Origin of the sequence: Acinetobacter vivianii (assembly GCF_014635885.1) — a bacterium.
Lineage (GTDB): Bacteria > Pseudomonadota > Gammaproteobacteria > Pseudomonadales > Moraxellaceae > Acinetobacter > Acinetobacter vivianii.
The window spans coordinates 436,142-459,741 of the sequence record NZ_BMDR01000002.1 but is presented as its reverse complement, the minus strand read 5'-3'; the positions used below and the strand labels follow the sequence as shown (position 1 = coordinate 459,741).

Genomic DNA, 23,600 nt, shown 5'->3' with positions numbered 1-23,600 from the left:
CAAGATTAGAAATGTGCTGATCGCAAAGCATGCCTGAATCATCTTACCGTTTATGGAAACACAAGATGATTTAAATGATCAGCTGGGAATATGGATTGTATTTATAATTTTAAAAACTGAAAATAAACTTAAAAGTATTTTTTATGAAATAAATCACACGATAACTGCATATTGATTAACAAAAATCTAAAAACTCCTAAGATGACAAGCAACATTAGGAGTTTTCAAGCAGCGAGCGAGTTAAATTAATACTGGATTGACTGAAAATTTGGATGCTCTGCGAGTTGCTGTAAATAATGACGCTCTTTTTGATAAAAATATTTATTTAAACGGTTCACCCATTCTCCACGGCGAAAGGTCAATATTTTTTTATGGACACCATCATATTCCAGCAATACCACATTACTGTCATCTTCCCCTGAGGCTAAACGGGTAATTTTATAATCATGCGGCGCATATTGATGTGAGGGCTGTAATGATCTCAAAATTTCTACTTTATATTCACCATCCAGCCAGTAATGTTTATCCATCAGGGCTTTTTCATTGACCCAGAAACCAGTCTGTGCGCCATCATGCGTATCGATCAGAAAAAAATGATCGAGCTCTCTTAATAATTCTGATGCAGTGATATCCAAATAATCATTCATACCCACCTCTACTCACTCAAATTCTTATCGTTGCTTATTGCCATATTTTTATCGTGGATAAACTACAAGTGACTGTTCCCCCATCCACCCGTAGTAATCCGAAGTGCAAACTTTCACGACCTGTATTGAATAATCGTGCTTTAAAATAGAATCGTAGAAAATTGCTCTTTTAACTCAAAGATATACAGGACTGTATACAGAATCAATATTTTTCTCTTGGGTTGCCGTATAATTCAGATAAAAGAAATTTATATAAAAATCAAAATGTTAGTTGGAGATTGCATTTTTATTAATAGGTATTTGATTTTAAAGTGATTTAGCTCAAAAATAAGACTAAATCACTTTAATTTCGACATGACAAACGTGTTATTCGTCGCGCGTTTTTACATCAAAAAGTTCGATTTCAAAAGTCAGATTGGCATTAGCTGGGATAATTTTCCCAATCTTACGTGTGCCATAAGCCAAGTGTGCAGGAACGATCAATTTACGCTTTCCGCCTACTCGCATCCCCATAATGCCCTGATCCCAACCTTTGATCACACGGCCTGTACCAATCACGGTTTCAAAATAGTTGCCGCGATCAAGTGAAGAATCAAACTTTGTGCCATCTTCCAGCCAGCCTGTATAGTGAGTCGTGATCAAAGCACCACGAACTGCCTCTTTACCTTCACCTATTTTTAAATCAATAATTTCTAATTCTGCAGTCATTTCTATCTCTCCACATTACTCAAACCAAGATTATTGCAATTGTTGCCATTGAATGTCGACCTGACCTTTGTCACTTAACAACGACCATTCGCCATCCATAATATTGAGCTGTAATTGCATGGTACGTTCGCATAAGCTTTCAAGTGCTTGCGTGGTTTGAGGAGCCAATTGCCATACTTGCACATTGTTTAAGGTTTTAATCTTGCTATTCTTCTGCCACCAGTCGTCCGCCTGTGAGCCATAAGTCACGACTGCCACCTGCTTACAACGTGCGCTGGCCTTTTTGACTTTATCTTCCGATGGGCAACCCACTTCAATCCACTTTTCTAAAAGTCCAGTCAGATCTTTTTGCCATAAAGCAGGCTCATCTGTTTCAAACAGGTCTTTGGTAAATTCCAGACGCTCATCGGCAAAACGTGCATAAGCAAGAATACGAACCATTAAACGCTCAATCGTTTCTGATGGATGCAAAGCAAGTGTCAGTTGGTAATCTGCATAGATATGCTCATCCATATTGGCAATATTCAGGTCTGCCTTATATATTGTTGCTTTTAACGCCATAAACGATACTCTTAAAATGCGATGCTCTCAAATTTGGCGCTAAGCATACTCTATTTTACGGGCAAGAATGCGCTGAATTATTCAGGTGGTCGACGAATCTTCAGGATTGCGACAAGCCAACAACTGAGTCTCAAATGCCAGCCAATCCTGCTCAGACTGCGTAATCACCTCAATCCGGTTATCAATACCCTCTTCGGCAGATTTATAGTTAAATTGCTGCGGATTGAAATTAAAACTTTTCCAGCCCTGATCGGTATTGAAGATTCCCTTAATACGCACCCAGTCTTGCTGCGCGCACAACACATCCAGCAAATCATAAAAATCAAACTGCCAGCGTTTGGGAAGTTTCCAGCCTGCGACCGTATAGCCCTTAGCTGTTTCAATATAATGATAAGGAAGCTGTTTAATCTCAGCGTTTGGCGCATGCATCGGCTGTGCTTGCTGTATCTTTAATAAAGGCTGAATTTTTCGTTGCAGCGCTTGCTGTTGAATATCTAATTGTTGAATATCCACTTGTCCATTTTCAGCTTCAATCCAATATTGGACATAAGGTTCATATTCTTGTTTTAACGCCATATAAGCTTGACGATCTGCTGCTGTCATACAGTCGATATGAGATAACACCACAATTTGTGCCGCTTTAAGTTGATCGGTATATAAGTTTTGCTTAACCCATGCCTCATCATGCAAACGGCTACCATCTACCACAATCACCAAAGCTCGCATCGCCAAACTGCTTTGCCAATGTGGCTCAGTCAATTGTTCCAAAAGTTGAGCTGGATGCCCCAAACCCGTCGGCTCAATAAATAAACGGTCAGGCTTGCTTTCAGTTAATAAACGCGCAAGTGCAATTTGCATCGGCAATTGGCTACTACAACATAAACAACCGCCTAATAATTCTTTAACTGCATAACCTTGCTGTTGGCTAATCAGTTGCTGATCCACACCAATTTGCCCAAATTCATTCATCAATATCGCCCAAGTCTCATTCTCAGGCTTTTGCGTCAGTAAATGCTGTAATAAAGTGGTTTTACCCGCTCCAAGAAAACCAGAAATAATATGGGTTGGAACCGTTTTGGGAGCAAGAAATTTCACGATGCACTCGCATTAAAAATTTATTTCATTTTAAAGAGAAAAATTTATTAAATAAATTAAAGAATAGAGATTTAATATAACTTGCCTTTTGACTCACTAATTAAAAATAAAGAGATATGCATCACAAACAATATCTAGAAAGCTTATTTAATGTTGAAAACTAAATGGTTTATTCAATTAATAGATATTCGTCAAACTTAAATCAATGTTTAAAATACGTAAAAAACCAGCTTGTTTTTTGACCACAAAAACATATTTCCATACATTTTCATCCTTAATTTCTCCATGCTGTTTTACATAGCAACTACATAAAGCGACCCAATATTTCATATTGTTAAGAATGACGTAATAGATTGTTAAGGATGTTGCCGCAAAAACGTTTGGCCCATAGCATGGACCTCATGCCGAAATGAGAGATTTGGATTAACCGAATCATCCATTGATGGCTGTTATTTTAAATGAAATAAGGATGCCAAACATGAAACTTATCAAAACTCTTCTTGCAACAACTCTTACTCTTGCAGCAGCTTCTTCATTCGCAGCAACAGCTGAAGAACAAGCTCAAACTCAGGACCAAGTTGTTGTTTCAACTCAAGAGCAACCTGGTACTCAAGCTGCAACTGATGCTACAGCACCTGCATCTACTCCAGCACCAACAAACTAAGCAGATCTAAAGATTTCCTCCAAATCTTTAGACCAACATTCGTAATGATCTAACGCTTATTTCATTACCAATGTAAAAAAGATCGGACCATGCTGCGGTCCGATTTTTTATTTTAAATGATCTAAAACTTAAAGCATTAGCACTGCGTTGACTTTTTAAACATACTGCATGAAGGTTGATGGACTTCTTGCAAACGCGTTGCTTTACGTTGCTCTGCTGCCTCAAAACGACAACGCTTCCACTCAGTATCTAAATTTAATTGTGGTACTTCTTTTGGCTTACGCTGCTCATCAACTGCGACCATGGTGAAATAACAGGTATTGGTATGGCGTATGGTTCTATTCTGGATATTCTGTGCTTCGACACGAATACCGATTTCCATTGAAGTACGGCCAACATGGTTCACACTGGCCAGAAATGTCACCAGTTCACCCACATAAATCGGCTCTTTGAAATTTACGCGGTCAACCGATAAAGTCACCACATAGCTCCCCGAATATCGACTTGCACAAGCATACGCAACTTGATCTAACAGCTTGAGGATCGTACCCCCATGAACATTGCCTGAAAAGTTTGCCATATCAGGCGTCATCAAAACGGTCATGGTCAACTCTGACTGGTCGTCAGGTGCCTGGTTCGCTTGATCTAATTGATACATGAGAAGAGCTCATTAAGAATGCAACCTCATTATTATCATTTATTCATGCAGATAAAAATATGCGCAAAATGCTAAAACATCATCAATTATTTTTATGATCTGTCTATTTATTCATTTGAAATAATGACATTAAAGCTGTTTCTACAAGGGAGATTGACATTCTCTCCCATATAAAAACAGCTCCAATTTCAGAAATTCAGATCCTAAGCGGTTTAGCTTAGATTGGCTGAACGAATCAATCCTACTACGCCATTCACGATCATATCAATCGCGATCGTACCAATCAGCAAGGCAGATAAACGGCCAACGATATCAAAATACCGGTCAATATATTTGGCATGTTTATAGCGAAGGTGATCGTGACCAAATTTCATCAGGATGAGAATACTACAGGTCAAAATCAAGGTTAATGCGATCACCGCCATTGCGCCTGTAAAAGGTATGCTCACCCCTGTTACAACCGCCGCACTAATCGTACCTGGGCCGATCATAAAAGGCATCGCAATTGTGCCCGCCAGATGCTCAGGTGCGCCGCGCATTTCACCAATGGTTTCTGCGCCCTGAAACACATAACGATAGCCAATGACCAGAAAGATTAAACCGCCAAAAATTTGAAAAGATTCAAAACGCACATTCAAATAGCGACTAAAAATGTTCTCGCCGCCCCATGCAAACAGGATAAATACCCCAAAAGCAATCAAACTCCCCTGAATCAATGCCTTACTAAATATTTTGGCATCCGTATTGCGGATCATCCCCACCATATAAACACTCATCAGGAAGGGATTTAAGAGTGAGAAAAACAATGCAAATGCATGAATATAAGGAGAAAACATGGCACTCTCGTTATCAGCGGAAAATATTAAAAACGATCAACATAAAAATCAGATATCGCGCTTATGAACCTGCGACCAATGACTTACAACGCGGTGTCACATTGTTGAGCTGATCATCTTTATTCAGATCCAATGTCACCCCTAGCCCCAACAGACTCACGCGTATTTTTGCATTGCTATTATTTAATGCTTTCACATTAAATTTCACGCCTTGATCACTGTAAAGCACATTGTCGACCAACTTCACGTTATAAGACATCGCTTCCTTACGATCGTCCAGACACAATACGCCACTTCCCTGACGATTCAGATTTAAAACAGCCATCGACGAACCCGCCTCCCCTGACCAACTGCCTGAAAATGGTAGTTGGGTAGCACTTAACTGATTAAATTGAGCGGGTGTCATGGTTGTTATCGAAGTACAGCCCACCAAAGCAAAAGCGAAAATCCCGGGTAATAAAATGTTCTTCACAACCATCACCTAAACTAATAAAAATAAAAGAATTCCTTCTATTTTCCCACATTTAAGCTTTTTTTAATTTGTAGCGCATGTATATAGCTAGTATCGGAAATGTTAAGAAATTTAGATCACTTCGACGTTACTCTGCTATTTTTTCAATAGTGATCTAAAAATAATAATTTTGAATGAGAATATAAAAATTTTCATTTTTATCTTAATAAGCCAATACCGACTCCATTAAATGTGAGCACTTTGTAATAATTAATTTAAATACAAAATTATGACTTGATTTCTACTCAATTCATCTGTAGATTTTCTTTTTGAGCGAGTAATTCAAATGACTTTCCAAACGATCTTTGAAACCTTTCAAACACTTCCAAATGGAACGGATGCCTACAAACAAATAAAAAACCAATGTGAACAGGCAATTATCAATGCCGAAAACCCTCTGGAGCATTGTGCTTTATTGCTGGTTTATGGTTTCACAAAAAACTATGTTTTGCTCTACGAAGATCAACCTGTCACCCCTGATTTTTCAAACAAGGTAAAAGCCCAACTCACTCATTATATGCAGGAAATCAGTACGGCTTTAGCCACTGAGGATGCAGCTTCAATCCTCACAGCCTTAAATCATATTTCTAAACAATACATCGATAGTTCTAGAATTTTCTAGTGAGTTAAGGCGCGGAAAATAAAGGACAAGGTTCATCTATTTTCAGTATCGCTTCTAAATAACGTCTCATTATATTTTTATACTGAGATTATTATTTAGAAGCGACTCAATATAAATCCAATATGAGAGTTTTTAAAAAATTCTCATATAATATGCGGTGCATAAAAATATATAATATTTATCTTAAAAGAGTAACCTTTATATTTTTTAGATCAGAATTGTCTTTGCGTGACTCACAATATGTTTAGTTAAAAGCTGCAACGGATTGGATTGCTGATTCCAGTGATGCCAATACAATGGCACTTCTATTTTCGCTTCTGGTAGCAACTCAACCAGAGCATCCGTTTTATTTTCACTCACCAACTGAAGCGCTGGCACCATGCCATAGCCCAGTCCCAATTTAATTGCAGTCACAAAAGATTCCGAAGAAGGAATGAAATGACAAGGATAGCTGCCTTTCATTAGACCGTAACTTTTTTCCAGAATATCGAAATGCATACGATCTTTATCATTAAAGATAATCGCAGGTGTAGTCCTTAAGCTTTCCCGATGAATACCGTCTGCAAACCATTTTTGACTAAATTGTTGAGTCGCAACCATTCGATAACGCATCACACCCAAATATTCAGTATGACAGCCCCGCATCGGCTTATCTTCAATCGAAATACAGGCACTGACCGTTCCCTTTTCTAATAAGGAATAGGTATGAGACTGGTCATCTATTCGAATCTCAAGCGCAATTTTCTGTTTGATCAGAACGTCTTTTAAGGTCGGCAATAACCATGTCGCTAGAGAATCAGCATTTGAAGCAATCACCGCCTTAAAAAAGTTTGATTCAGCGCCACCCGTCAAATCGTGCAGCATGTTTTGCTCTAAACGCTTTACATGCTGCAAATGCTCAAATAACTGTTGTCCAGCTTGCGTAAGCACACAAGGACGACCACGGATCAATAACAGCTTGCCCAACTCTTTTTCCAAAGCCTGCACTCTTAATGTGACAGCAGAAGAGGTAATGCAAAGCTGTGCCCCCGCCTGTTCAAAACTTCCGTTCTCCGCAACTGCGAAAAAAGCTTCACATTGTTTAGTATCTAGCATCACAAACCTTAAAAAAATTTAGGTAACCCAAAACAATCTTAATTTTACTGACTTTTCTAATTTAAAAAAGATAATAGCAAACATAAATTTTCAATACGCGAAATCTCCCTTTCTTTCAAGATCAGATTGAATGCTCCGTCAGAAGTTAAATCAACGGCATCAGCTCGGATCCAGAAAGATAAATCCATCTCTACCACAATTATTGAGGAGCTAAAAATATGACCGCATTCTTCTATGGGCTTGGTATCGGCTTTTCTTTAATTTTAGCTATTGGCGCACAAAATGCTTTTGTATTAAAACAAGGCTTAAAACAGCAGCACGTTTTTTGGGTCTGTTTAATCTGTGCACTTTCTGATTCTATTCTGATCTATTTAGGTGTGACTGGTTTCTCGAAAATTGTTGTCGATTATCCTTTAATTGTCACGCTTGCAAAATATTTTGGTGCAGCATTCTTATTTCTCTATGGACTCAGAAATTTTTATTCAGCCATTCACAATAATGCTGGACTCAATCCAAGTGAAATTGAAAAAGACTCACTACTTAAAATTATAGGTATGTGTCTTGCCTTTACCTGGCTGAACCCACATGTGTACTTGGATACCGTGATTCTAGTAGGTTCTATTTCTGTGCAGTTTGCAGATCAGATCTATTTATTTGCAGCAGGCACTATTCTGGCTTCATGGATTTTCTTCTTTGCTCTCGGTTACGGTGCAAAAGTATTGCTACCTTTATTTAAGAAAGCCGTTTCATGGAAAATTCTAGATGTGCTGGTCGGTATCATAATGTGGGCGATTGCCACTAAATTATTGTTCTAAATCATCAGATAAGAAAAAAGCCCTTGTTTTCACAAGGGCTTTTTCGTATTTGGCGGAAGCGGTGAGATTCGAACTCACGGAGGACTCACACCCTCGTCGGTTTTCAAGACCGGTGCATTAAACCGCTCTGCCACGCTTCCAATGGCGGCTATCATATAAATAAAAGTTCGACTTGGCAAATCTTTTATTTAAAAACCTGCATCAAATGCTCAAAATAAAATCAACAAGCTGTACTTTTACGAATTTTCAGGCTTTTCATAGCGAATTGAGTTGATATACCACAATTTTTTGCCCAATGGTGTATGCACTTCCACTTCATCATCAACCTGTTTACCCAACAATGCACGTGCCATCGGTGACTCAATCGAAATATGTTGAGGATGGTGGTCATAGATTTCATCGACACCCACAAGACGCAATTTTTTTTGCTCGCCAGCATCATTTTCGATTTCTACCCAAGCACCAAAATAAACCTTGCCTTCTTGCTCAGGCACATAATCTACAATTTTTAATTCTTCTAGACGTTTGCCTAAATAGCGGACACGACGGTCTATTTTTCGAAGTAACTGTTTATTGTACTGGTATTATAACCCCACCTTAAAACATACTATTTCTAACATTTTACATTGACAATTGATCAAATAATGATAATTTTTAATTATAAAAACCCCATACTTCATACTAAATAGTATATGGCTTACATTAAGAAAATTTATGTAAATTACAAAGATTGTTCTACTCAAACTACCTTGGTCTTGCCTTGCCTCTTGACTGAGAAAGGAGTCATCATTTCTCATTTGCGCTATTTGGCTTGGTTTAATTCAAAAAGTGAATCATGGAAAGAAAGATCTTGTTATGCACTTAAACTTTTATTGAAGTATATAAATTCAGTTCCACAAATTGAGAATGCTACTAAATTACTCAAAGCTTTCACCGAAGCATTAATCACAGGCACAATTGACCCAACAACCCGTACAGATTCTCTTGATCTTTATTGGCGGCCGCGCACAGTCAGAGATACCAATAATCTACTATTTCATATTACCCATTACACTGATTTTCTGACTTCACAGGATGAACATTCAACAATTCGTGTAAATCCATTTCGCAAAGCCACAAGTTATGAAGAGCGTCTAAATTGGTGCGCTTATTATCATAAACAAGCAAATGTCTTTCTAAATCATTTAACTAAAAGAGATTTATCACAGCAGCAAGTTCGTTTGGTTGGATCGTTCAATGAAGACCTGATTGATTTTGAATATGCAGTTCGTTTCCCTGAAGATCAAATTGAAAGATTGATTTACTTGGGGTTCGAAAAAAATGGAAAATATGACTATAAATCCCAAGCGATTACGATGTTGATGAATTACGGTGGACTTAGGAAAAGTGAAATTTTTCATATTTACACTTCAGATATCACATTAAACCCAAACCGTCCGCAAGAAGCTCTTGTTCGTGTTTATCATCCTGAAGTAGGTCTAGCTCCAGACCCTCATTTCAAAAATAGACGTGAATTTCTTTTATCCAAAACATCGTTGAAGCCTAGAAATAACTATCTATTTACCGAACGTTTATATGCAGGATGGAAGTCCCCATTACTTACATCTAAACAAGGTTACTTTGAGGTTGTATTTAACCCACCTGAAAAAGCTAAAGATTTCTTATTAATTTGGGCAAACTATCTCAAATATCAGCGTGTAGAGCCGCTGAAAAGTAATCCACATCCTTTTGCATTTACAAATAATTTAGGTGAGCCTGAAACTATAAAAAACTTTCAACGCCTGCACAAACGTGCAGTAGAGCGCATCGGGCTAATTTGCAAAAAATCTCTTGGTACGACTGAGCATGGTCATCGTCATGCATATGGATTTCGTGCGCGTCAGGCTGGTTTAAATCAAGTCGAAATTCAAAAAGCTATGCATCATAAAAGTCCAACATCATGCCTTGTTTATATCAAACCAACAATTGAAGAAGTCCAAGAAAAGTTGAGAGCGATTAAATGATTAAACCTCAAGCAATCAGACAAATTGAAAGTAAAAGATTAAATAAAGAGTTTTCGACTTTTCCTAGCTTAGATTCTTTAAAACAATTTTGTAAAAATGAAGGTATTACAAACTCAGTACTCTATAAACAGAAATATAGAGAATATGGGCTACCTGCTCATCCCGAAAGAATTTATGACGAATGGATTAGCTATAAAGATTTTTTTGAAATAGCTGATTTTATTTCATATGCCGAACTAAAAAATTTGATTGAAAATAAAAATCTTAAAAATATTAAAGAATACAAAGCTTTTATTTTAAAATTAAATGATCTAAGTCTTCCACTTGATCCACAAACTGCATATCCAAATGAATGGGAAAACTGGTATAAATTTTTAGGTAAAACAGAACCGTTTAAGCCCGATTTTATTTCTTCTGACTATGTCACTTGGGCAATTAAGATCAAAGAGTTTATGACTAAAGCACGTGGCGGAGGCACTAAAGAAACTCAGCTCTGTCGTTTCGTTCGACTTTATATTGAACAATTTGATAAAAGCAAAACACCACATGCTTTTCTTATACAGGAAAAATTCGATGTAAAACCCTTTCGAGATATTCTTGAAAATATAGAATCAGAACCGATGAGGAGGAAACTCGTTGTTTATGTCAATGAATTCTTAGATTATATTATTGATAATGATTTAACGATTGAAGATGAAGAAACAGGCGAAATAGTACGAGTCGATAATGCTCGAAATCCGTTCTCCCTTTTACTCAATCAACAAAATATATCCTCTAGCTCAATCCGCTCTGAAACAACAAAGCCATGCTTACAATACCATTTTGTTAAAAAAGCCCAAGAATGGATTATTCCAACCAATGCAAAAAGCTTTCATGATTTAGAACACCTTCATAAATTTGATGCCGATTGGGTAAAAGTAAGTTTTGATCAATTAGATTTACATGATTTAGATTGTGTTTACCGTATAATTGATAATCAAGCATATTTATGGTGCCCAACAGACTGGATTCATACTTATGCACTCACCAAAGTTCCCTTAAGAGGACGACAAATCGCCTATAATGATTCTGGTGAAGCCGATGAGTATATTGCAGATTTAGATCAGCAAAACAAAGTAATTTGGCAAAAAAATAATTCTCCACTTTCTGGATTGACTAAAGAACAATCATTCATAAAAAGAATGCCTGATGGTCAAACAGGTATCTTTACGACTACAAATAAAACAAATAACAACGGGCAAGGTTACACAATTCCGTGGATACCTGAAGATTTAGCATATTGGTTAATTAGGCTACGAAAATGGCAACAAAAATATAATCCTATCGCATATCCAAGTGCTTGGATTGATTGCCAAAGAACAAATTTAAATGAAGTACAAAGAAAAGCCAAAGGATTGAATTGTTTTCTTTTTAGGCGCTTTAATGATTTTGAGCCAGCTAATGTCGGAAATGCTTTAACCCCAAGATTAGCGGCTGCTCTTTATAATATACAGCCCTCAAATCTTTGCTTAGCTACACTTGAAGGAAATAGAGCAATTTTAGGTGCATATAAGTCTAAATATACACCTCATAGCATGCGTGTTAGCCTCATTACAGCTTATGTTCTTGAAATGGGCATGCCTATTGAAATCGTGATGAAGATCGTTGGGCATAGCTCCGTAATCATGTCGATTTATTATTGCAAAGTTTCCAATCATGATATTAGAACTCGATTAGAAGAAGGTGAAAAAATAGCCTTAAAATCTGAAGTTGAATCGATCCAAAGAACAATTGAGCAAAATAAAATTGAAAGTGTTAAAAACCAATTGGTTGGTAATAATTTGGAGTTATTACAAGCTTTATCTAATGAGGTTCCTGCGGGTAATTTTATTTTTAGAGATTATGGTATTTGCCCTTTTGCAGCTTCAAGATGTGAGGATGGCGGTGAGTTAATAAAAAGTAGTTCATTCTATACCCCTACACCTCAAGGTTATTTAGGAACTCAGAATTGTATCCGTTGTAGACATTTTATAACTGGACCTGCCTTTATTGGTGGTTTATTGGCAATTACAAATGAAATATTACTCCAATCCAATGATCAATCTGAAATATGTTCAAAACTACAAACTAAAATCAATCAGATCAATCAGATCAATCAGATCAATCAGATCAATCAGATCAATCAAGATATTGATAATATTGAAAAAGAAGAATATATAGCCAACTTAAAGAAAGAAAAATTTGAAGGTACTGCAAAAAGATCAAATCTCGAGACTGAACTTCGAAATTTCGAATCAGAGTATGAAACTGCTGCTAAGAAATTGGATATGCTTTTATGCGATATTCAAGCAGCATATAGTCATATTACGAAATGCCACAAGCTCATCAACAACAATCCCCTTATAGAGAGCGATGAAAAACTTTCCTTAATTACAGCTCCTAATGCTGAATTGATATTAGAAATGGAAGAAGTGAGCCATTATCAACAATTACAAGAAGTCTGTGAAAATGCAGCCATTTATAAGTCTTGTAATGCAGATCAAGCTATTTATCCAAGGACTCAACTTATTGATAAAATGGCGATGTTTAATGAAATAATGCCTGCTTTATTCATGTTGTCTAAAGAACAGCAACTTTCGGCAGGCAATCAAATTTCCAAATTATTGATGAGTCGCCTTAAATCTTGGGATAAAGTACAAAGTGTTATGGATGGCAAGCTTAAATTGATAGAACTTTCTGAAACTGAACAAATTTCAAAATCAGAAATTGAACTCATTCTTCATAATTCACCAACTTTGATTGAGGCTAGTCATGAATCCTGAAGAGTTATTAAATAAATTAAAACATGGCTCATCTCTAAAAATTCAGCAATCACTTGATGCAATCTATGCTGTATGTATTGAGCAACTGGAACGTGGAATTCAGGATTTTTCTGTAAGTACGATTTCTAATTTAGGATTTAACAGAGGTGTTCCTAAAGCGCAAAGCATCAGGAATAAGACAGGTGAGAAATATAGAGCATTGATTCAATGTTTTGCGGATGCTTCATCCCAGAAGCCCAACTCAGTTAAGCCATCACAAACAGATAATGCGTGGATTGAAGAAATTCAAAATCCCAAACACCAATTGCTTGTACGCATTATGGCATCTGAGTTAAAAGAAGCTCAACAGATGATCAGTGAAATCATTCCACCAAAGCAAAGGATTGATATTTATGATCATAAGAATATGATACCCAACGAATCTTTTAAACTCTCTGATCAAGAAGTACGGGCATTACAGTATTTATTATCTACAGACTTCCAAAAAAAATGGAATCTAAAACCAACACATTTTGGTGAGCTTGTCGATGAGTCGAATAAGCCTGTTTTTAAAGTTTCAACATTAGATGCCTTACGCAAGGCTTTGGAGTATTTGTCTTGAATCGTAAATTATTAACGGCTGAAGGTTATCAACGCTTACAAGACGAGTTGAATGATTTAGTTCGTAAAGAACGCCCTGAAATTACAAAGATTGTGTCTTGGGCAGCTAGTCTCGGCGATCGGTCTGAGAATGCTGATTATATCTATAATAAAAGAAAGTTACGTGAAATTGACCGTAGAATTAGATATTTAACTAAGCTTTTTGAGGTAGCACATAAAGTAGAGTATAGCCCTGAACAAGATGGGAAAGCTTATTTTGGTGCATGGGTAGAATTAGAAAATGATGAAGGTGAAACCATAAAATTTCGTATTGTAGGTGACGAAGAAATATACGGTCGTAAAGACTATATTTCATTGCAAGCGCCTATAGCTAAAGCTTGTTTAGGAAAATCTGTAGATGATGAAATTCAAGTGCATACACCTACTGGTAATAAAAATTGGTTCATTAATAAAATATTTTATAAATAAAATACATTATAGTTTGTTTTTTTGTAAATTTTTTAGTATAAAAAGTAAACTTAATAATATTTAAATAATTTGCTATGACTGATTCAGATAGAAGTGCGGTTGATACACTAAAGGGTTATTTTTATCAATTTGATCAATCCATTCTTAAGTTGTTAAGCCTTGAATCTCCTGAGGATAGCGTGGCTATAGAGTGTCTTGAAGATATAGATGTACAAACAGCTACTGAAGTTTCTGCTATACAGTGTAAGTATTATGCTAAAACAGAATACAATCACTCAGTAATCAAAGATGCAGTAAAGCATATGCTCAATCATTATAAGAAAGTAACTCTAGGAGAAAGACAAAAAATAAACTATCAAATCAATGGACATTATAAATCTGGCCATGAAAAACTACCTTGCACATTAGATATTATTTTTTTTAAAAAACATTTTTTAACTTCTACAGTTGATAAAGTCAAATATGAGCATCATATTTCACTAGGACTATCAGATGAAGAACTAAAAGATTTCTTAGCATGTTTAAAAATTAACATACACTCTCCAGAATATGAAACTCAGTTTAATCAAGTGATTGACTTATTATGTTCCCAGTTCAACTCAACCAAGTTCAGTGCAGAAAATTTTTACTATAATAATTCTTTGCGAATTATTAAAGACTTATCAATTAACTCACAAGAAGAAAAAAGAAGAATAAAAAAAAGTTTATTTTTAGAAAAAATTAATACTACAAACATTATTTTTAATGAATGGTTTATTAAGAAAAAAGGGGCAAATGCTCATTTCAAATCTCTACAAAAAGAATATTTTACATTTCTTAATATTTCTGCATTTGAACGTTTCTTCCTAATTGAAATAGACCCAAAAAATTATATACGGCATGAAGTCAAAGATTTACTTTACATAATTTCATTAAAATGGGGAAAAATATCAAAATATGGGAAAAGCTGCTACTGTCCATATATATTTATTCAAGGAATAAATAAAGATGAGTTAAGAGTAATAAAAGATGAATTGCATCAGGAAAAATTTAAATTCATTGATGGGCATGATTATCATGGAGCTGCTTTTGATCCGCATTCTATTTTGCAAGAGGTAAATCATGAAAATCAAATTAAAATTAAAATAATCAATGATTTACCAAGTTTAGAAACAACAATCCAATCTACTACTAAAACTAGGAAGATTTATCAATTTTATCTTAAAAATCCTTTTTTTGAATATTCTAACCCATCTGTAGGTATGCATAATATTCAAATTGAAAAAATTACTGATATTAAGGAAATAATATGAATTCCTCTACAAAAGAAAAAATAAATGCTCAAGTTATAGCAGTTTTTCCAGATAAAGTAAAAATCGTTGTCGAAGATTTAGAAAATTTTAAAGTTGCTGAAGAGTCACTAAAAGTTGGTTCATATTTAAAAATTGCAGATAATGAAAATGCAGTATTAATAGCAGTAATTGAAAATTTTCAAATTTCTGTAGGCGAAGGTGTACAAAACTATATTATTGAAGCATTTCCATTAGGAGTACTAAGAAATGGGAAATTTGAACGTGGAGGAGATTCATTAGCTATTCCTCCAAAAGAAGTCGTTCCTGCAACTATAGAAGATATAAAAAAGATTTATGAGGATACAGTCAATCCTGTAGAAAGCTTTACTTTTTCACACCTTTCTTCAAACAAAGAAGTTGCCGTACCAATTAATGGGAACAAGTTTTTTAATAAACATATTGCTATAGTAGGTTCAACTGGCTCTGGAAAATCTCACACGTTAGCAAAAATTATTCAAAAAGCTACCTCTGAAAAAGTTGTGACGTCTGAAAAAGATGATTATTTTCCTTTAAATAACTCTCATGTTATTGTTTTTGATATCCATTCTGAATATAAAACAGCTTTTCCTAATGCAAATTACATTGATATTTCAAATTTAATACTTCCATATTGGATGTTAAATAGTGAAGAGTTAGAAGAATTCTTTTTAGATACAGAAGCTAATGATCATAACCAACGAAATATATTCAAAGAAGCTATAATATTTGATAGAAAACAAAAATTTACAGGTGACGAACATGATAAACAAAAAATTCATCTTGATTCACCAATACCTTTTGATATTAATGAAGTGTTAAATTTTGCTAAATCGAAAAATACTGAACAAATTGATACAGGCGAAAAATATGCTTCTGGTGATAAAAAAGGACAACCTAAACTTAATCAAGGTAGTTTATATGGAAAACTAACAAATTTCATTAATCGACTTGAAAATAAAATTAATGATAAAAGATTAGATTTTTTTCTAGGAGAAAAATCTAAAAATATTAAATTTGAAGAAACCTTACAGAACCTGTTAGGTTTTATTCCTAAAAAAGAATCAAATATCACTGTTATTGACCTAAGTGGCGTTCCTTTTGAAGTATTAAGTATAACTGTATCTTTAATATCAAGATTGATTTTTGAGTATGGTTATATATATAAAAAATTGCGTTGTTTAGAAAATCCTGAAGAAAAAATTAATAATGATGCACCTATCTTATTGGTATATGAAGAAGCACACAAATATGTGCCAAATAGTGATTTATCCAAATATAGATCCTCAAAACTGTCTATTGAAAGGATTGCAAAAGAGGGACGAAAATATGGCGTCACTTTACTGTTAGCGAGTCAACGACCTTCTGAAATTTCTGAAACTATATTCGCACAATGCAATAACTTCATAGCTATGAGACTCACTAACCCTGTAGACCAAGCTTATGTCAGAAAACTATTACCTGATTCTTTAGGTTCTTTGATTGATAAAATGACGTCATTTAAACAAGGTGAAGCTCTTTTGGTAGGTGAATCCATAATACTTCCATCGATTGTTCAGATTGAGCCTTGCACTATTGCTCCATCATCAAATGATATCCCATACTGGGAACTATGGAAAAATAAATGGAAAGATATTGATTTATCCAAAATAAAAACTGAATGGCACAAATAAATTAAACCCTTAATTTTAGAAAAAGAATTAAGGGTTTTTTCTTCTAAAAAATTAAATATTGAAAAAATTATTATAGTTAATTCTTTTAACCCCCCTTTTTGCCTTTTGAACTGATTTAAAAATATAATGAGCATCAAATATTACTAAATTCCTATCCAAATTATATTCAGTATAGTATTTTTCAAATAAAGGTATATAATGTTCTGAAAAATAAACAGCATCTATAGGTTTATTTGATATTTCTATAAGTGCCTTTAAAGCAGCCAATATTTTATTCGATAGTGTTTTTATTTCATTTATAGAATATTTACCATTCAAATATCTTAACAATACATCTTTATCAATAGGCAAATGATAAGAATTCGGATTAATATTTATATTAAATTCAAGATGAGATTGAATTATTAATAGAGCTTCATTAAACTCTCGACAACTTATAGATAATTCATCAATAGTTTCTTGCCTAACGCTTTTAAATTCCTCTGTACCCCACTCACTTCTCAATGGGACTCTTTTTGATATATATTCAATATCAGCTCTATTGAGTTTTTTTGTATAAGTATTAACACTATATTCATCATATAAATATGTAGTCAAATAACTAAACTCATCACAAATTTCAGTTAACTCATTAAATTTTTCATAAAAAGAATAAACTCCAATTACAGAATATTCTGTCAAATGCATTTTACTTTCTTGAGAATATGGATATCTAAAAGTTTCCCCTGTAGAATCCATATTATTAAAATTAATAATATAACAATGAAATTTATTAAGATATTTATACAAACGACGATCATATGTTAATTTGACTTCTTTTAAAAAAACACACCATAGTTTATGAATATCATGTGTTTTTAATAATCTCTCCTCTATTGAACTCTCCTTATTTTTAAATAAATTAATTATATAAATTTGTTGTTTAACAAAAAGCTCAAGGTAATGACGTGCAGAAAAGAGTATAGGATATATTGCAAAATCAACACTAAGTTGCATTCTTCCTTTATTAACATCAACTCCATAAATTACATTTTCTATCATCGCTTTTGTTGCTTCAGCATAACCTTCAACATAGTTATGCATACCATTCCAGCCATTATATCCAACACATGCATTATATTGATGATATATTGGCTCACCGTGAAATAAATTGATTTTTTTCATAAAAAAATTTCAGAATATTTAAATATTTTATTGTAACTGAAGAACCGAATTAATCTGCTCTTCCAAACTACGTCCAACTTCATCTTGCTTTTTAGCCATCAAGAATAGTCGTTTACCGTTACTATTTTTAGCCCATTGTTTCCCGATAGCATTCTTTACACGAGCATCATCAGCAGTATCTAAATGACCACCTTTGTACTCCAAAACAAAAATAGAACCATCAACCAATTCCGCTACAAAGTCAGGGTAAAAATAGTCTTTTTCAGTTGGTAGCCAAAAAGAATATTGAGGTTGCTTAGGAATATTTCTCACCCAATATTTTACTCTAGGGTGTAAGTCTAGTAACTGAGCACATTGGAACTCTTCAGAAACATTACCACTGTCTGTTTTTTCTCTTAAATCATCGATTTGAGCATAAAAATGCTTCTTAAACTTAAAACTTCCACGATACGGTTTCTTAACAGGGTACATGCCACGCTTAAATTCAAAACTATTTTCAAGTTTAGGTTCATTCGCTACTTGTAACTGATTAAATAAATCACCCTGAAATGCTTTTTTACGAGCAAGCTCAAATAAACGATCTAATTCATTTGATACAGCAAGTGACAGTTGGAACTGAGCGCGATGCATTTGAGTTAGAGTGAAATTTCGTACATTTAGCAAATAACTGATTAGCTTTGTTAAATACGCTCGTAATTGGATTTGTGTCAAACCTTGACGTCTTACTTTGCGATCGAGCCAGTTCAATAGATCATTTTCAGTGATTGGTGTTGGCATATCATCAAATTGGATCTGTTGGCTATTGAGTAGTTCATAACTCAACTGCTCTTTTTCAAGATTTAGATCAATCGCAAAGCTATTCACAGTTTCACGAATGTTAAAACCTTCCAATTGAACTGGATAATCTAATAGATTCCATTCAACCGAATCTTCTATTGTTTCTTTGTCTGCAACTTGCCATTCACCATCAACGAATAAACCTAGCTGCGGAATAAGCGCAAATGTGGCATTCCAATTTTCAGGTGCTTGATGTGCTTGTCGCTCAGCACGAGCTTCTTTGAATACTTCTTGTATTTGAGTCTTTTGTCTTGGAGTCGCTTTTTCAATTACAGCTTGTTCAATTTGATCAAACTCTTCATCGGTCGTCCCTTTATTAATAATTAAGGATGTACCCTGGCTATTTTCTCTGGTCTGAATCGCTGATTGCAAATCAGTTGGAATTAGCTCTGGTGTAACAACAAATGGAATAGAGACCATGACTTCAGGAGTCTTTGGTTGAGTATTCGCTTGTGCTGTAGTGCCTAGATCTAACTCAGGTTGTGAATTTACAACGATCGAGGCATCTGCCTCCCATTTATCAAAGCCCATATTCTGCACCATGCGGTCTTTAAGAAGCATGGTGGCTTGAGCGATTGAACTTGAGACAACGTGTGCATATGCTTTATTGAGCTCGTCATTCTGTCGTAGTTTTGCATACGGCATACGTAATACACGTCCTAACAACTGCTCTACATCAGTTGCAGAGTTAATATTTTGCAAACTCGCAAGTACATAGGCAAATGAGCAATCCCAACCTTCTTTTAGTGCTTCGACTGTAATCACGATTTTGACTTTACTTTGACGACTAAAAAGATTTTCATCTTCAAGCTCTTTCGTTTGCCCTGTAGAGATCGCAATCCAATCCTCTGTAATGTTTTCATATTCATCTAGCAAATGTTGCTTTACAGCATCTACATTCGCTTCACCATTTTTATCTTGGGCTTGGATCAATAAAATAGGCCGAATATATTCTTTTTCACTTTGTGCAAGTACTTCTAATTTTTGTCGTTGAATCAGCGCATCACGAATACAATCTTGCCAACTATTTGGATGTTCAGTTAGTACGACTGGCAGCTTAATCATTTCCGCCACTTTCAATTGAGCAGCAGAAACTGAGTAAAGAACATTATTGTCTTTGGGTGTTGCTGTCAGCTCTACTAAGCAACTTGGGTTGAGACGCTTCAACGTAGGGAAGAATGTTTTTCCACCACGGTTTTTATGCGCTTCATCCACAACAATAATTGGTCTATGCAAGTTAAAGAAATTGACTAAAGAATGCTTCACTCGACCAATATCTTTTTCAGTTAGGAATGGCTGGTATTGCAAAGTATCAGCCGTTACTTTATCCATACTTTCGGCTTGCTGTGGAGTCAATTGAGTAAAGTGTTCACTCAAGGATTCGTCAAAAGCATAAGCATTGCGCTGATAGGTCTTTTCTTTATCAATATTGAAGATCTGAATAGTGGTCACAATGACAATACATGACTGACCAACATCATGCTTATTCAACGATTGCAGCCCTTCGATATCGCATATTTTGATGCGATCGCCATAATAGCTTTGTAAGGCTTGTCTATAGGGGTGATTCACATTAGTAAGTGCAGCAAGTGTTTGCTGTCGAATCATATCTGTTGGTACAAGCCACAATACGATAGGACTCTCAGTATTCACATAACTTTGTGCCACTTTAGGAATACTATGTGCTGCAAGCAATGTTTTACCCCCACCTGTAGGTACACGTAGGCATATACTTGGTATTCCCTCCAATCGATCGTTATAAGCAATATTTTCGCCTACACAGCGTTTAAATGCTTTCTCCGCCCCTAATGATGCTGCCAATGTAAAGAACTGTTCTAATGCTTTTAAAGAATCTATTTGATACTGTTTTAATTTAAGTGACATATGCAATCCTTACTGAGCTTGGTTGCCATAAAGCGAATATGGAATTTGTTTAAACTCAATGTCTAGAGCTTCAAGTCGGGCATCTCCAAGTCGTGATGCTTCGCCTATAATCACTCGTTTACCTTCATGCACATAGCATTCATTCAAATAGTTCAAAATCGCCACGGTCAGCACATTTCCGCCATTGGGCCGTCTATCGCCCAAAATACCATTATATAGTAAGTAGTAAGCTGTACCTTCGTGAACACCCAAGAATGGGTTATCAAAGCTTTCCATTTGATTTAGAGCAGTTTTCGTTTCAAGCCACCACACATAGCTCGCAAGGTCCTTAAACTTAACACCAGCATTCAAGAAACCCTGATCATCAAAAACTGAATCACCTAGTGTATAGAAGCTAAAACCACCACCACCTTGCCAACCGACAGCAGAAGAAATACCACCTTGTTCACCCTCGATGACTTTTTCAAGACGTGGTATGACGTGGGTTTGTGCATGCTCACCCATTTCAACACCAATATATCGACGTCCCAATTTATGAGCAACAGCTGCCGTCGTACCTGAGCCTAAGAAGGAATCTAGAACACAATCTCCTTCATTACTACCTAAATAAATAATACGCTCAATTAATTTTTCTGGTTTAGGGGTCATGAACAATTCATGAGGGTTATCCTCAAATATCTTTCTTACTTCCAGTTTAGCTTCACCATTTGTACCAACATCATTATGAAACCATATACTTGCAGGAACTACACCTTGTTTAGCTTCGGACAAAAACTTCTTAACACGTGGTACTGAATTACCACTTTTTCCCCACCAAATACGATTATCAGAATTGAGTTTTTTAAAGTTGTCTTCTGAAACTCTCCAATATGTACCTTTAGGTGGCGTATAGCTTTCATTAGCAGGAGATGTAATAGTATATTCACCTAAGCTATAAAAATTTCGTGCCTGTAAAGCATTAGTTGTCCAAGGACCTCTTGGATCATTATCTGGGTTTGAATAACTTTGATTTAATTCATCTGTTCTCGGTAAGAGCTTTAAGTTGAAAGCATCTAAATTTTTTGCATAAACTAAAACATAGTCATGCATATCCGAAAAAAACTTTGCTGAATTTTTAACTGTATATAATTTTTGCCAAATATTTGTAGAAACGAAATTTCTTCTGCCAAAAATTTCATCACATAAAACTTTTAGATAATGTACTTCATTGTCATCCAACGTAATCCAAATAGCTCCATCTTCTGCCAAAAGCTCTTTCAGCAATTGCAGGCGTGGATACATCATCGAAAGCCATTGAGCATGTTCTAGTTTGTCATCATAGTGTTCAAAAGCAGATTGTGTATTATATGGAGGGTCAATGAAAATACATTTCACCTGACCACCATAAAGCGGGAGCAATGCTTTCAATGCCTGTAAATTATCACCTTGAATAATCAGGTTTTCTTTTGCTAGTTGCTGATCACCATATGATTTTTCGAATTTTAATAAATGGTAAGGGACGTGGGCTGCTGTTTCTTCAGCTTGGTTTCGATTTACCCAATCAAGTAAAGGCATGGCATCACAAAATATAAAATTAAAACTATTCCTATCTTAACAAAAACAACCAAGAATAAGATCAACTTCTACATAAGTTTTACACCTTCAGCCCAATTAGGCTCACTTTTTACTCATACTATATTTCCCAAACCTTTCATTATTTATCATGTCTTATTAAATTTTAAAAATCTATTAAAATTCAATCCATTATAAATTATCCTTAATAAATACACTTATACCACCCTTGCTTATCATCCCATATAACTCGTCCTGCCTCTAAAGGAGTCTGTTTATATAGAACATTTGGTCCTGATGAGATTTGATTAAAATTATTCAGCCAGCCTTTAAGATTGATTTTCAGATTGGCATGATCATTTGAAAAACCTTCTAAACTAGCGATAACCAAACCATCAACTTGATGATAAGTTGGCTGCCCTAGAACAATAGTTCCTGTAAATTCGGATAGTCTTGCACTTCTACAAATCGTTTGGCCAATATCTTTAAATTTGGGGGCATTGGTTATAAGGTTTCTATCATAGTTATTTTTCAATCGTTGTTGCTCTAGTTTTTGTTTTTCAATAGCTTGTTTTTTATTGTTATCTTCAATATTTTTCTTTGACTGATATGCAGTCACACCACGATATACTTCATCATCCGAAATAACCATTGTTTTGAGGGTGACAAAGTTCAAAGGCTGCCCCATTCCCCCAATACGAGATGAAATAGGTTCAATCGAGATATTCCATGGTGTTTTTGCTGCACATTTGAATGTACCTGTGGCTGAAACGAGCCGTTGATTATTCAAAGCAGAAATATGTGTACCGCTCAAATACTGGAACATGCTCTTAGACATTTGAAAGAAACGACCATCTTGGCTAGCACATAAATTACTCATATAGGTATAAGGAATTAAGGCATCGGGTACAGCATCTTCAAATAAGTATTCCTTACCATTTCCGTCTTTACCGTTTAGAGACTTAGAATTAATTAAATGATTTGGTATGTTATAAGCTTTTACATCACTAGGCTTAATTGAGTTAACTGTTACACATCCTGCAAATGGTAAACATACGCTTAGAAAAGTAAATAAATTTATATTTTTCATTTAGATGATC

21 protein-coding genes, 1 tRNA gene and 1 pseudogene are annotated in these 23,600 nt (G+C 35.1%); 9 read left to right on the top strand and 14 right to left on the bottom strand.

All coding sequences use genetic code 11. The features are described from left to right. Positions 1–245 precede the first annotated feature (245 nt). The 4 genes from IEV36_RS05900 to IEV36_RS05885 all read right to left on the bottom strand — a co-directional run bounded on the left by IEV36_RS05900 (position 246) and on the right by IEV36_RS05885 (position 3,011). Positions 246–647 carry a hypothetical protein gene (locus tag IEV36_RS05900; RefSeq protein ID WP_004770378.1) on the bottom strand — a complete coding sequence of 134 codons (402 nt, stop codon included), beginning with the start codon at positions 645–647 and terminating at the stop codon, positions 246–248. Between the two features lie 366 nt (positions 648–1,013). Continuing rightward, positions 1,014–1,355 (bottom strand): FKBP-type peptidyl-prolyl cis-trans isomerase, encoded by a 342-nt coding sequence (locus IEV36_RS05895; RefSeq protein ID WP_005259098.1) that lies wholly within the window; start codon positions 1,353–1,355, stop codon positions 1,014–1,016. A 30-nt stretch (positions 1,356–1,385) separates the two neighbouring features. Further along, positions 1,386–1,916: a YaeQ family protein gene (locus IEV36_RS05890; RefSeq protein ID WP_005259102.1), complete on the bottom strand. Its 531-nt coding sequence runs from the start codon at positions 1,914–1,916 to the stop codon at positions 1,386–1,388. Between the two features lie 81 nt (positions 1,917–1,997). Beyond that, a complete protein-coding gene (locus tag IEV36_RS05885) occupies positions 1,998–3,011 on the bottom strand; it encodes a CobW family GTP-binding protein (protein ID WP_005259104.1) in 1,014 nt (337 codons plus the stop codon). Between the two features lie 478 nt (positions 3,012–3,489). On the opposite strand from IEV36_RS05885, the gene IEV36_RS05880 reads away from it, so the two are divergent. Beyond that, positions 3,490–3,675 (top strand): hypothetical protein, encoded by a 186-nt coding sequence (locus IEV36_RS05880; protein ID WP_004770385.1) that lies wholly within the window; start codon positions 3,490–3,492, stop codon positions 3,673–3,675. Positions 3,676–3,811: 136 nt separating this feature from the next. On the opposite strand, the gene IEV36_RS05875 is transcribed toward IEV36_RS05880, so the two are convergent. From IEV36_RS05875 to IEV36_RS05865, 3 genes are all read right to left on the bottom strand, one after another. Continuing rightward, a complete protein-coding gene (locus IEV36_RS05875; RefSeq protein ID WP_004770386.1) occupies positions 3,812–4,333 on the bottom strand; it encodes an acyl-CoA thioesterase in 522 nt (173 codons plus the stop codon). Between the two features lie 212 nt (positions 4,334–4,545). Further along, positions 4,546–5,169, bottom strand: coding sequence for a MarC family protein (locus IEV36_RS05870; RefSeq protein WP_005259106.1), 624 nt, complete (start codon positions 5,167–5,169; stop codon positions 4,546–4,548). A gap of 61 nt (positions 5,170–5,230) precedes the next feature. Continuing rightward, positions 5,231–5,647 carry a J517_1871 family lipoprotein gene (locus tag IEV36_RS05865; protein WP_005259108.1) on the bottom strand — a complete coding sequence of 139 codons (417 nt, stop codon included), beginning with the start codon at positions 5,645–5,647 and terminating at the stop codon, positions 5,231–5,233. A gap of 319 nt (positions 5,648–5,966) precedes the next feature. Between IEV36_RS05865 and IEV36_RS05860 the strand changes: the two genes are divergently transcribed. Next, positions 5,967–6,302 (top strand): hypothetical protein, encoded by a 336-nt coding sequence (locus tag IEV36_RS05860; RefSeq protein WP_005259112.1) that lies wholly within the window; start codon positions 5,967–5,969, stop codon positions 6,300–6,302. A 207-nt stretch (positions 6,303–6,509) separates the two neighbouring features. Here the strand turns inward: IEV36_RS05860 and IEV36_RS05855 are convergent, their stop codons facing one another. Continuing rightward, positions 6,510–7,397: a LysR family transcriptional regulator ArgP gene (locus IEV36_RS05855; RefSeq protein ID WP_005259113.1), complete on the bottom strand. Its 888-nt coding sequence runs from the start codon at positions 7,395–7,397 to the stop codon at positions 6,510–6,512. 218 nt (positions 7,398–7,615) lie between these two features. On the opposite strand from IEV36_RS05855, the gene IEV36_RS05850 reads away from it, so the two are divergent. Continuing rightward, positions 7,616–8,212 carry a LysE/ArgO family amino acid transporter gene (locus tag IEV36_RS05850; protein WP_005259114.1) on the top strand — a complete coding sequence of 199 codons (597 nt, stop codon included), beginning with the start codon at positions 7,616–7,618 and terminating at the stop codon, positions 8,210–8,212. 50 nt (positions 8,213–8,262) lie between these two features. On the opposite strand, the gene IEV36_RS05845 is transcribed toward IEV36_RS05850, so the two are convergent. Both IEV36_RS05845 and IEV36_RS05840 read right to left on the bottom strand, forming a co-directional pair. After that, a tRNA-Ser gene (locus IEV36_RS05845) sits at positions 8,263–8,352 on the bottom strand. Between the two features lie 96 nt (positions 8,353–8,448). Then, positions 8,449–8,796, bottom strand: a pseudogene (locus IEV36_RS05840) (GreA/GreB family elongation factor); the annotation flags it as partial. Between the two features lie 108 nt (positions 8,797–8,904). Between IEV36_RS05840 and gmtY the strand changes: the two are divergent. The 6 genes from gmtY (at position 8,905) to IEV36_RS05810 (ending at position 17,064) form a co-directional block, all read left to right on the top strand. Continuing rightward, on the top strand, positions 8,905–10,215 hold the full coding sequence (gene gmtY, locus IEV36_RS05835) for a gamma-mobile-trio recombinase GmtY (protein WP_005259119.1): 1,311 nt from the start codon (positions 8,905–8,907) through the stop codon (positions 10,213–10,215). After that, positions 10,212–13,016, top strand: a complete 2,805-nt coding sequence (gene gmtZ / locus IEV36_RS05830) for a gamma-mobile-trio integrase GmtZ (RefSeq protein WP_005259120.1) — start codon at positions 10,212–10,214, stop codon at positions 13,014–13,016. Before gmtY ends, gmtZ begins: the two co-directional genes overlap by 4 nt. Beyond that, positions 13,006–13,617 carry a gamma-mobile-trio protein GmtX gene (gmtX, locus tag IEV36_RS05825; protein WP_005259121.1) on the top strand — a complete coding sequence of 204 codons (612 nt, stop codon included), beginning with the start codon at positions 13,006–13,008 and terminating at the stop codon, positions 13,615–13,617. The genes gmtZ and gmtX overlap by 11 nt, the downstream gene beginning before the upstream one ends. Then, positions 13,614–14,084 (top strand): transcription elongation factor GreB, encoded by a 471-nt coding sequence (gene greB / locus IEV36_RS05820; RefSeq protein ID WP_005259122.1) that lies wholly within the window; start codon positions 13,614–13,616, stop codon positions 14,082–14,084. Before gmtX ends, greB begins: the two co-directional genes overlap by 4 nt. 74 nt (positions 14,085–14,158) lie before the next feature. Then, positions 14,159–15,376, top strand: a complete 1,218-nt coding sequence (locus IEV36_RS05815) for a DUF4297 family anti-phage-associated protein (RefSeq protein ID WP_005259123.1) — start codon at positions 14,159–14,161, stop codon at positions 15,374–15,376. Further along, positions 15,373–17,064 carry an ATP-binding protein gene (locus tag IEV36_RS05810; protein WP_005259124.1) on the top strand — a complete coding sequence of 564 codons (1,692 nt, stop codon included), beginning with the start codon at positions 15,373–15,375 and terminating at the stop codon, positions 17,062–17,064. Before IEV36_RS05815 ends, IEV36_RS05810 begins: the two co-directional genes overlap by 4 nt. Positions 17,065–17,115: 51 nt before the next feature. Here the strand turns inward: IEV36_RS05810 and IEV36_RS05805 are convergent, their stop codons facing one another. The 4 genes from IEV36_RS05805 to IEV36_RS05790 form a co-directional block, all read right to left on the bottom strand. Further along, positions 17,116–18,228: a hypothetical protein gene (locus tag IEV36_RS05805; protein ID WP_005259125.1), complete on the bottom strand. Its 1,113-nt coding sequence runs from the start codon at positions 18,226–18,228 to the stop codon at positions 17,116–17,118. A gap of 27 nt (positions 18,229–18,255) precedes the next feature. Then, the gene (locus tag IEV36_RS05800) at positions 18,256–20,949 is read right to left on the bottom strand and encodes a DEAD/DEAH box helicase (RefSeq protein ID WP_005259126.1); all 2,694 of its coding nucleotides are present in this window, start codon (positions 20,947–20,949) and stop codon (positions 18,256–18,258) included. 9 nt (positions 20,950–20,958) lie between these two features. Then, on the bottom strand, positions 20,959–22,503 hold the full coding sequence (locus IEV36_RS05795) for a site-specific DNA-methyltransferase (protein ID WP_005259127.1): 1,545 nt from the start codon (positions 22,501–22,503) through the stop codon (positions 20,959–20,961). A 202-nt stretch (positions 22,504–22,705) separates the two neighbouring features. After that, on the bottom strand, positions 22,706–23,590 hold the full coding sequence (locus IEV36_RS05790; protein ID WP_005259128.1) for a hypothetical protein: 885 nt from the start codon (positions 23,588–23,590) through the stop codon (positions 22,706–22,708). Between the last annotated feature and the right edge of the window lie 10 nt (positions 23,591–23,600).

What these genes read in the sequence shown, in the direction of transcription:
- IEV36_RS05900 (WP_004770378.1), bottom strand. Translation starts at nt 647, where the DNA reads ATGAATGATTATTTGGATATCACTGCATCAGAATTATTAAGAGAGCTC.
- IEV36_RS05895 (WP_005259098.1), bottom strand. Translation starts at nt 1,355, where the DNA reads ATGACTGCAGAATTAGAAATTATTGATTTAAAAATAGGTGAAGGTAAA.
- IEV36_RS05890 (WP_005259102.1), bottom strand. Translation starts at nt 1,916, where the DNA reads ATGGCGTTAAAAGCAACAATATATAAGGCAGACCTGAATATTGCCAAT.
- IEV36_RS05880 (WP_004770385.1), top strand. Translation starts at nt 3,490, where the DNA reads ATGAAACTTATCAAAACTCTTCTTGCAACAACTCTTACTCTTGCAGCA.
- IEV36_RS05875 (WP_004770386.1), bottom strand. Translation starts at nt 4,333, where the DNA reads ATGTATCAATTAGATCAAGCGAACCAGGCACCTGACGACCAGTCAGAG.
- IEV36_RS05870 (WP_005259106.1), bottom strand. Translation starts at nt 5,169, where the DNA reads ATGTTTTCTCCTTATATTCATGCATTTGCATTGTTTTTCTCACTCTTA.
- IEV36_RS05865 (WP_005259108.1), bottom strand. Translation starts at nt 5,647, where the DNA reads ATGGTTGTGAAGAACATTTTATTACCCGGGATTTTCGCTTTTGCTTTG.
- IEV36_RS05860 (WP_005259112.1), top strand. Translation starts at nt 5,967, where the DNA reads ATGACTTTCCAAACGATCTTTGAAACCTTTCAAACACTTCCAAATGGA.
- IEV36_RS05855 (WP_005259113.1), bottom strand. Translation starts at nt 7,397, where the DNA reads ATGCTAGATACTAAACAATGTGAAGCTTTTTTCGCAGTTGCGGAGAAC.
- IEV36_RS05850 (WP_005259114.1), top strand. Translation starts at nt 7,616, where the DNA reads ATGACCGCATTCTTCTATGGGCTTGGTATCGGCTTTTCTTTAATTTTA.
- gmtY (WP_005259119.1), top strand. Translation starts at nt 8,905, where the DNA reads ATGGCTTACATTAAGAAAATTTATGTAAATTACAAAGATTGTTCTACT.
- gmtZ (WP_005259120.1), top strand. Translation starts at nt 10,212, where the DNA reads ATGATTAAACCTCAAGCAATCAGACAAATTGAAAGTAAAAGATTAAAT.
- gmtX (WP_005259121.1), top strand. Translation starts at nt 13,006, where the DNA reads ATGAATCCTGAAGAGTTATTAAATAAATTAAAACATGGCTCATCTCTA.
- IEV36_RS05815 (WP_005259123.1), top strand. Translation starts at nt 14,159, where the DNA reads ATGACTGATTCAGATAGAAGTGCGGTTGATACACTAAAGGGTTATTTT.
- IEV36_RS05810 (WP_005259124.1), top strand. Translation starts at nt 15,373, where the DNA reads ATGAATTCCTCTACAAAAGAAAAAATAAATGCTCAAGTTATAGCAGTT.
- IEV36_RS05805 (WP_005259125.1), bottom strand. Translation starts at nt 18,228, where the DNA reads ATGAAAAAAATCAATTTATTTCACGGTGAGCCAATATATCATCAATAT.
- IEV36_RS05800 (WP_005259126.1), bottom strand. Translation starts at nt 20,949, where the DNA reads ATGTCACTTAAATTAAAACAGTATCAAATAGATTCTTTAAAAGCATTA.
- IEV36_RS05795 (WP_005259127.1), bottom strand. Translation starts at nt 22,503, where the DNA reads ATGCCTTTACTTGATTGGGTAAATCGAAACCAAGCTGAAGAAACAGCA.
- IEV36_RS05790 (WP_005259128.1), bottom strand. Translation starts at nt 23,590, where the DNA reads ATGAAAAATATAAATTTATTTACTTTTCTAAGCGTATGTTTACCATTT.